Source organism: Hirschia sp., from assembly GCF_058892565.1.
Map to the genome: position 1 here is coordinate 129,120 of NZ_JBZXVU010000024.1, position 8,719 is coordinate 137,838.

An 8,719-nucleotide genomic window follows, 5' to 3' on the forward strand; every position below is an offset into this window, starting at 1 on the left:
TGTCTTTCTGAGAATCTGCAATGCCCCACAATATAAAAACAGATATTTCTGTTGAAAGAGGCCTGGCTGATTTAAAGTTTTCAAGCGAATCAATTGACTTTCTTCTAGTAAATATATCCCTTTGCACAACTAGTCAGGAATCGATACGCGAATTGGGGGCAAAGGCTGTGGATCCGGAAATCAAATTGAAAATTCAGACCTATTTGGCTGAAGCTGGGGGATCACTGAGAGCTGGCCAGCTTCAAGAGTTGGTTGGAATTGAAGATGACGAATTTCATTCCGTGCTTGAACAGCTTGAAGCTGAAGACATTTTGGAACTCACCACCGAAGGAGATACCGTCATTCGTGTCGATCTCATTGATGTTGAGGATGACAATGATCCTGACTTTGAAGAAGATTTAGATGATCCTGAAGACGACGATGATTCAAATGAAGATGACGAGGACCAGGACGATTTTGAGTTAGTCGCTCCTGAGATCAAAGCTAAAAGACCCCCCCAAAAAAAAAGAAAAAAGAAAAAACAAACAAGTGCAAACGCCGATGCAAAGAAAGTCCTGAGTTACCGCCATGGCGAGACGCGTGTGAACAACCCCGAGGTTGGGATGGTGCATGCGGACACTGACCCGGATGGGGAGAAGACACGCTGGCAGTATGATCCGCATTTGGACCCGGTGCTGAACTTTGACTCTGCGCGCGGGGCGATTGAGACGCTGATTGATGAGGCTCTGGCCAGCGATAATCCGGACCGGATGAAGGATGCGTTGACGGAACTCAAACGCTTGCAGGCCCCTTATCTGAACTGGACGGGCAAGGCGGAGAAGACATCGTTCGAGGTCGATACTGTCTCGCTGCATGTTCATGAACGGGTGGACCCGGCTACGATCCTCGCGAATGCGGCTAAGCGGCTGAAAGGGCAGGATGCGGCCAGCCAATGGCGGCAGACGGACCTGTTTGCCGCCCCTTTTGAGAACCTGCCGCTGCGCCAAGCCTTGGATTTCTACAGCCATGAGAAGGGCTGGTCGAACCGGCTGGTGGCGGGGGACAGCCTGCTGGTGATGAACTCGCTCCTGACCAAGGAAAGCATGGCGGGCAAGGTACAGATGATCTACATCGACCCGCCCTATGGCATCAAATACGGGTCGAACTTTCAGCCCTTTACCAACAAGCGCGACGTAAAAGACCGGTCAGACGCAGACCTGACGCAAGAGCCCGAGATGATCAAGGCGTTCCGGGACACCTGGGAATTGGGCATCCATTCCTACCTCACCTATCTGCGCGACCGGCTGATGCTGGCGCGGGAGTTGTTGACCGATAGTGGGTCTGTGTTTGTGCAGATTTCGGACGACAATGTTCATCATGTAAGAGAAATGCTTGAGGAGATTTTTGGCGCAGAGAACTTCTGTTCTGAAATAATTGCACAGAAAACCACAGGTGCAGGCAGCCCTGCGATTGGAACTAAGGTTCTCGCCACCGTTGCTGACTATGTTCTTTGGTTTGCAAAAGATCGTAAGCAACTAAAATATAGACAGCTTTATTCATTTAAGACGCTGGGGGCAGAGGGAACAACGCAATATAAGTTCGCTCGCAAAGGCGTTGCTGGGCAAGAAGAACGAATGGCGAAGGACGTAGAGTACCCCGAAGCCGATGGCTGGAGAGTGTTTGCGCCAGATAACCTAACCAGTCAGTCTGCTGGAGAGACGACCCTCTTTGAGTTAGAAGCATTTGGTAAGCCGTTTAAGCCGGGTAAGGGAGGCTGGAAGTCAAATTCAACGGGAATTGGCCGCGTCATTAAGGCTGACAGGATCGTTCCGATTGGGAATACTCCGATGTACCGACGCTATCTAGCGGACTTTCCAGTGACCCCTGTAAACACTTTATGGCGTGATGTTTTGATTACTGGATTTGCAGAACCAAAAACCTACGTCGTTCAAACCTCACAGAGAATTATCGAACGCTGTCTTCTCATGACGACCGATCCTGGCGATCTAGTGCTTGATCCCACCTGTGGTTCTGGCACAACGGCTTTCGCAGGAGAGAAGTGGGGGCGGCGCTGGATTACCTGTGACACCAGCCGCGTGGCGATTACGCTGGCCAAACAGCGGCTGATGACTGCCTCTTTCGACTATTATGCTCTGCGCTATCCGCATGAGGGCCTGGGCGGTGGTTTCGACTATGAAACCGTGCCGCATATCACGCTGAAAAGCATCGCCAACAATCCCGACATCGACACGATCTATGACGAGGATCATCCCAAGATCACGGCGGCGCTCGACGCGCTCAATTCCGCCCTGACTGCCACACCACCCAAGCCCATCAAACCCACCCAAGGCGTGCGCAAAGGCAAGCCGGTGGACTTTGCTAAGGGCGAAACCCTGCATGAATGGGAGGTGCCGTTTGACCTGCCCGACGACTGGTCAGAGGCCACCAAACAACCGTTCGAGGCCTTCCACAAAGCCCGCCAAGCAATGCAACGCCGCATGGATCAAAGCATTGCCGATCACGCGGACCAAGAAACGCTCTATGACAAGCCTCGCATCGACAAGAACAAGCTGCGCATCACAGGCCCGTTCTCGGTCGAGGCCGTGCCCGCGCCGACAGTGTTGTCGCTCGACGAAACGCTCCCGTCCGAGGAGGCGGACAGCACCGTCGCCCGCTCTGGCGAGACCTCCCGCCAATCGCTGTGGCGCGACGAGCTGCTGAAAACCGGCGTGCGCGGCAAGGGCGGCAACATGATGACCTTCGCCGAATTCGAAGTGATCCCCGGCACCAAGTTCCTGCACGCCAGCGGCTCGGTCGCTGATACGGGCGAGCGGGTCGTGGTCAGCTTTGGCCCCGAACATGCTGCGTTAGAACAGCGCCAGGTCGAAGAGGCGATGAACGAAGCCTACACCCTGATGCCCAAGCCCAAGTTCCTGCTGTTCTGCGCCTTCACCTTTGACCCGGAAGCGGCCAAGGACATCGACGAGATGAACGTGACGGGCATGACCTTCCTCAAGGTGCAGATGAATACCGACCTGTTGACCGAGGATTTGAAGAAAAAGCGGGCGAGCAATGAGAGCTTCTGGCTGATGGGCCAGCCCGAGGTCGATGTGCGCAAGCGCGAAGATGGGCTGTGGCAGGTCGAGGTCCATGGCTTTGACTACTTCAACCCCAAGACCGGCGAGATCGAAGGCGGCGGCACCAAGCAGATTGCCATGTGGTCGTTGGATACGGATTACGATCAACGTTCGCTGATGCCGCATCAGGTGTTCTTTCCCATGGCCGATGCCAAGGGCGGCTGGAACCGGCTGAAGAAAACGATCCGGGCGGAGTTGGACGAGGACCTACTGAAGCAGTTCCACGGCACGGTATCGCTGCCGTTCGAGGCGGGGGACAACAAGCGGATCGCGGTGAAAATCGTGGATGACCGGGGTATCGAGTCCCTCAAGATCGTCGCGTTGGAGGGATAGGCCATGTCCCTGATCATCAACCGCCCGTGGGAGCGGCCAGAGCAGCATTGGGTCGAGGGCAAAGGCGGCAAGCTGGAGATCAAGCCAGAGCGTCGGCCTGCGAGCTATGAGGTCTTCGACGCGCGCAACAACACCAAGCGCACCGAAGTGCTCGCCATGGTCAACACGATCCGCGACCGCGTGGATCAATGGCGTGAGGCTGGCTATCCCGGTGTGACCATCGTGACGCGCAAGCTGTTGGAGCACTGGAATGACGAAACGGCGCGCCAGCATCCCTTCTATTTCTGCCAGTTGGAAGCCATTGAAACGCTGATCTGGTGGGTCGAGGGTGCGGAGGCCTTTAAGCAGGGCATTCATGTGCCCGGCGATGGCGGCGCATGGGAACGGCTGTGCAACAAGATGGCCACGGGTGCGGGCAAGACGACGGTGATGGCGATGATCATCACCTGGCAGGTGCTGAACGCACTAACTTACCCGAAGCGAAACAAGGACTTCAGCCGCGCGGTGTTCATAGTCGCGCCGGGGCTGACGGTGAAGGGTCGGTTGCAGGTGCTGTTGCCTTCTGAGGGCAGCTACTACGACGAGTTCAACCTTTGTCCGTCCGAGTCGATGCGTCAGAAGCTGAACCAGGCTGAGGTGCTGATCGAGAACTGGCACACGCTGATGCCTTTGAAAGAGGTGCAGCGGTCTGTTGTGCAGAAGGGCAAAGAGTCGGACGAGGCGTTCACGCGCCGTGTGCTGGGGAAGTTGGCGGCGCATAAAGACATCATCGTCATCAACGACGAGGCGCATCACGCCTACCGTAAGCCGCCTGAGCTGAAGATTTCCAAGAAACAGGCGGAGGAACAGGGTATCGACCTAGACGAGGCGACACGCTGGATCGAAGGTCTGGACCGTATCCACAAGACCAGGCGCATTCAGCGTTGCTTTGATCTTTCGGCGACGCCCTTCGCACCGACCGGCAAGAAGAGCACCGATACCGCGCTGTTCGATTGGATCATCTCGGATTTCGGACTGAACGATGCGATTGAGGCAGGGCTGGTCAAGACCCCGCGCGTTGTTGTGCGCGACGATGCGTTGCCGGATTCCAAAACGCTGCGATCGAAGCTCTACCACATTTATCGCGACCCGTCTGTGTCAGAAGACCTCAACCGCGCTAATGCAGAACCACACGAGGCTCTGCCTAAGCTTGTGCAAGACGCTTACACTCTTCTTGGAGCAGACTGGCGAGAGACGGCTAGGGCTTGGAAAGAAGCAGGACACCATTCACCGCCTGTGATGCTGACGGTATGCAACAGGACCGAAACCTCGGCCCGAATCGAGCACTACTTCAATCAGGGCGATACGCATTGGCCCGAATTGCAGGCTCCGAACAAGACCTTGCGCGTGGACTCGAAGGTTCTGGACAAGGCTGAAATTGGTGATGCGGCCAAGTCCGACAAAGCTTACGATCAGCGGCTTCAGGATATCGTGAAAGCATCTGATATTCCGGAAACCCGCAAACGGCAGCTGGGTGGCCTAAAAAAGGAAGAGCTGCTCCGCGAGATCATCGACAATGTCGGCAAGCGGGGCCAGGCAGGGCAGGACCTTCAGAACGTGATTTCCGTAGCGATGCTGTCTGAAGGATGGGATGCGAAAAACGTCACCCATATCATGGGCTTGCGCGCCTTCACGTCTCAGTTGCTTTGCGAGCAGGTGGTTGGGCGAGGGTTGAGGCGTGTATCTTATGATCGTGATGATGATGGTCTGTTCTTGCCTGAATACGTCAACGTCTTTGGTGTGCCTCTCTCGATTTCTGAGCCAGGTGAACCCGGTGAAGCACCGCCACCTCCAAAGCCGACCACACAAATCGAGGTAGTTCTTGAACGAGCAAACCTTGAAATCAAATGGCCAAATGTTGTTCGCGTCGAGTCCGTGGCGCGTAGGGAGTTGGCCGTCGACTGGACGAAAGTTGAAACGCTCAAGCTTGATCCTTCGTCAACTCCGATAAGCGCCGACCTCGCGCCCGCCCTGGGGGGCGCGACTGATCTCGGCAAAGTGTCATCGATTGATCTCGAAAAACTACCTGATGGGTTTCGGTTGCAGAGGCTTGTTTTTCAAGCAGCACGCAAGGGCTTTTCCGTGATGAACCACAGCTTCAAAGGCTCGGAAGATCTGCTCGCAGCGCAGTTGGTCAGGATTGTCGAAGAATTCATCGACTCGGATGTGCTTGAGATTCCTTCACTCTTTCACTCTGATCGACTGCGTCGCCGTATACTTATTGCTTTGAACATCGATCTGATCGTCCAGCACTTGATGCGAGGCGTTAACGAGCAAAACAGGACAAGCCTGACGCCGATTTTCGATGAAGAGAACCCGATTGGCTCAACGGATCAAATGCGAACCTGGTACACAACCAAACCAAACTTCCCGGCCCAAAAATCCCACATCAGCCATTTGGTTGGTGATTCCTCTTGGGAAGGTCACGCCGCCAACGTGTTTGAACAATCAGTTGAAGTATTGGCGTATGCGAAGAACGATCACCTCGGGTTTCAAGTACAGTATTTGTGGTCCGGCTCTCGTCGGCGATACATTCCTGATTTTCTTGTGAAGTTCACCAGCGGCAAGCTTTTGGCGCTGGAGATCAAAGGTACGGATAGCCCACAAAACAAGGTAAAAAGAGATGCGCTGGCAGAGTGGGTGGAGGCGGTCAATGCCGCAGGTGGCTTTGGGGAGTGGTCCTGGGATGTGGTTTTCCATCCGACCGAAATGCAAGACATTTTAGCCAGACATTCTGCCTCGTGAGGTGCAATGTTAAGAATTGAATCAATCGGCGTCACAATCGTTCGTTATTCGGAAGCTGGAGCAGAGTTTGAGATTGAGGCTAACGAACTTGATTGCATTAAACATGGCCCCTTTGGTGCAGCACTTGTTGCGCTTTGTTGGCCAACAGAATGTTTAAACTTTGGAGCTAATCTACGATGAGGAGAATCTGATTGGTTCAACTGTTCAAATGCGTACCTGGTTCACTACAAAACCATGCATTAATTTTAAGAAGTCTCAAATCAGTCATGTGGTTAGGGACGCATCGCGGAATCAGTCTGCGGCAGATATATTTGAAAAATCTGATAAGGTCCGTTCTTACGTTAAAAATGGAAAACTCAACCTGCATTCAGTAACGCCATTGTAGTAAACTTGGTGCATACATCACGTTAGGTCTACGGGTGGCTAGGCGTAAAAATTGTCCATGCCTCTAAACAACAAGACGCAAGATAGTATGAACGTTGCCGCACAAAGCAAAGACTAATAACAGAGATTAATTATAGTAAGTCAGATCCCTTGGCTAACCCTATGGTTTACCCTGACAAATTGTAATTTTATAAAGTCGTTAAATATCAGATATATAGACCTGTTTAATGGCGGTGAGACAGGGATTCGAACCCTGGAGACGGTTACCCGCCTACACACTTTCCAGGCGTGCGCCTTCGACCACTCGGCCACCTCACCGCTGAGGAAGGCGCGACAATAGCGTGAGATTTCTTAAGTGCAAGTTATTAGTTATATTATTTTTAGGCCTCAAACACTTCGCAAAGAATATTCGTTCACGGATCTCTAGATTTTCCCTGTATGAGTTCCTAAATCTATGCTTCTGATAGAAAATACTATCTTCGGTATAAGGATATTCTGACGTGACAATTCTGGACAAATCTCAACTGGTTTCCAAAGAGAGCGCACTTCCTGGGCGTGATCAAGAATTGGCAACGGCGCAAACCCATTTTTTGAGTGGAGCAGCCATAAAAGCAGACATTCCAACAGGTTTTGGTGAAATTTATCTCGGGCTTGGTTGTTTCTGGGGTGCAGAGCGCCGCTTCTGGGAAACTGAAGGTGTCTATGTTACATCTGTTGGATATCAGGGCGGATATACGCCAAACCCAACCTATGAAGAAGTGTGCTCAGGGCTGACCGGTCATACTGAAATTGTCCATGTTGTCTTTGATCCTTCCATCATCACGCTAGAAGGTATTTTAAAAGTCTTCTGGGAAGCTCACGACCCAACGCAAGGCATGCGTCAGGGAAATGACCTTGGTACGCAATATCGCTCTGCCATTTATGCAGTGAATGAAGCGGATTTAGAGCGTGTAAATGCCTCCAAGGCAGCCTATCAAGCGGCATTAAACAAGGCAGGGCGCGGGGCGATCACAACAGAGATTTCGTTGGCAGGGCCGTATTATTACGCTGAAACCTACCACCAACAATATCTTGCCAAAAACCCTAGTGGCTATTGCGGTTTAAAAGGAACTGGTGTCGCGTGCATTTAGCGTTAAGTTAGATGCCGCCGCGTGTAATTGAAAACCTGCGGCGCGTGCCAAGCATTTTCTGACATTCAGCAATTGTTTGTGCTGCAAGTTCAGCTGTTTTAAATTTGCTTTCAGCACGCAAGGCTTCAAGCGCATCGGACAGATGACCAACAGATTCTTGCAAGATAATCGGGTCAAACTTACTCTCACAGCGAAGTTTCAGTGCGCGTCCAAGATTGATTTTTGCTTTTACCCACCGGTCAGGTGTTTCTGAGCGATCAATACCGGAAAGTGTATCTTCTAACACTTGAACGCAGCGGTCACTCCAGTCTGCAATATTGGCAATGGCGAGTTGAACGGTTCCGGCCGAATAATCATCTTCAATATCGCCGCGTAAATGCACATCCATTTTGGGATTATCAGCCAGAATTTGATGAAGTGAAGCGACGACAGGCTCTAGTCGCTCAGCCCGAAAATCTTGTGGGCGCGATAGAGCAGGGCGTAATTCTCTAGCTGTGGCATAGGCCAAAGCAGCGGATAAAGGTTTGCTCCAATCATCGGTATTTTTGGGCAGCACAATCATGCGATGTTGGTATTGCGTGGTTTTCTTGGTGTCATCACGGCGCGCAATACGCGCGACGATCTTATTTTTTTTCATGCCTTCGCCCCACATGACCAAATCAGCACCTGCCTTTTTCAAAAGCGTTTGGGCTTCTTCTTCACTACGGATTTTGGCTGGAAAATCGATGACATCAAATGGACCACCAAACATGAAACCTTTTAGATGACTGCGTGCAGCTGCACTTAAATATTCGCTCGCAGCTTTTCCCTTTTTGCCAAAACCCTGAGTGATAAGCACGCGGGCTCCAATGTCAGTGCCACGGCGAACTTGAGACGCCGTACCAGCAAGGTGAGCCGATCGTGCAGCAAGCCACAAAAGTTTCAGGATGAAATACAGCCCTGTTACGCAGGCAGCTAAAGCGACTATAACAC

General features: G+C 52.3%; 5 protein-coding genes and 1 tRNA gene. 4 read left to right on the forward strand and 2 right to left on the reverse strand.

What is annotated here, in order from left to right; all coding sequences use genetic code 11:
* Window positions 1-167: 167 nt before the first annotated feature.
* The 3 genes from AC5EF3_RS10300 to AC5EF3_RS10310 are packed head-to-tail and all read left to right on the forward strand — an operon-like array spanning window position 168 to window position 6,413.
* The gene (locus tag AC5EF3_RS10300; RefSeq protein ID WP_493547992.1) at window positions 168-3,449 is read left to right on the forward strand and encodes a site-specific DNA-methyltransferase; all 3,282 of its coding nucleotides are present in this window, start codon (window positions 168-170) and stop codon (window positions 3,447-3,449) included.
* 3 nt (window positions 3,450-3,452) lie between these two features.
* The gene (locus AC5EF3_RS10305) at window positions 3,453-6,233 is read left to right on the forward strand and encodes a BPTD_3080 family restriction endonuclease (protein ID WP_493547993.1); all 2,781 of its coding nucleotides are present in this window, start codon (window positions 3,453-3,455) and stop codon (window positions 6,231-6,233) included.
* Between the two features lie 6 nt (window positions 6,234-6,239).
* Complete coding sequence (locus AC5EF3_RS10310) at window positions 6,240-6,413, forward strand: hypothetical protein (RefSeq protein WP_493547994.1); 174 nt, start codon at window positions 6,240-6,242, stop codon at window positions 6,411-6,413.
* 432 nt (window positions 6,414-6,845) lie between these two features.
* Here AC5EF3_RS10310 and AC5EF3_RS10315 read toward each other — a convergent pair.
* Window positions 6,846-6,935 (reverse strand) — tRNA-Ser (locus tag AC5EF3_RS10315).
* Between the two features lie 182 nt (window positions 6,936-7,117).
* On the opposite strand from AC5EF3_RS10315, the gene msrA reads away from it, so the two are divergent.
* Window positions 7,118-7,747 (forward strand): peptide-methionine (S)-S-oxide reductase MsrA, encoded by a 630-nt coding sequence (msrA, locus tag AC5EF3_RS10320; RefSeq protein WP_493547995.1) that lies wholly within the window; start codon window positions 7,118-7,120, stop codon window positions 7,745-7,747.
* A gap of 7 nt (window positions 7,748-7,754) precedes the next feature.
* Here the strand turns inward: msrA and AC5EF3_RS10325 are convergent.
* Window positions 7,755-8,719 (reverse strand): hypothetical protein (locus AC5EF3_RS10325; protein ID WP_493547996.1); only part of this gene is annotated, 965 nt, incomplete at its 5' end.

What these genes read in the sequence shown, in the direction of transcription:
- AC5EF3_RS10305 (WP_493547993.1), top strand. Translation starts at nt 3,453, where the DNA reads ATGTCCCTGATCATCAACCGCCCGTGGGAGCGGCCAGAGCAGCATTGG.
- AC5EF3_RS10310 (WP_493547994.1), top strand. Translation starts at nt 6,240, where the DNA reads ATGTTAAGAATTGAATCAATCGGCGTCACAATCGTTCGTTATTCGGAA.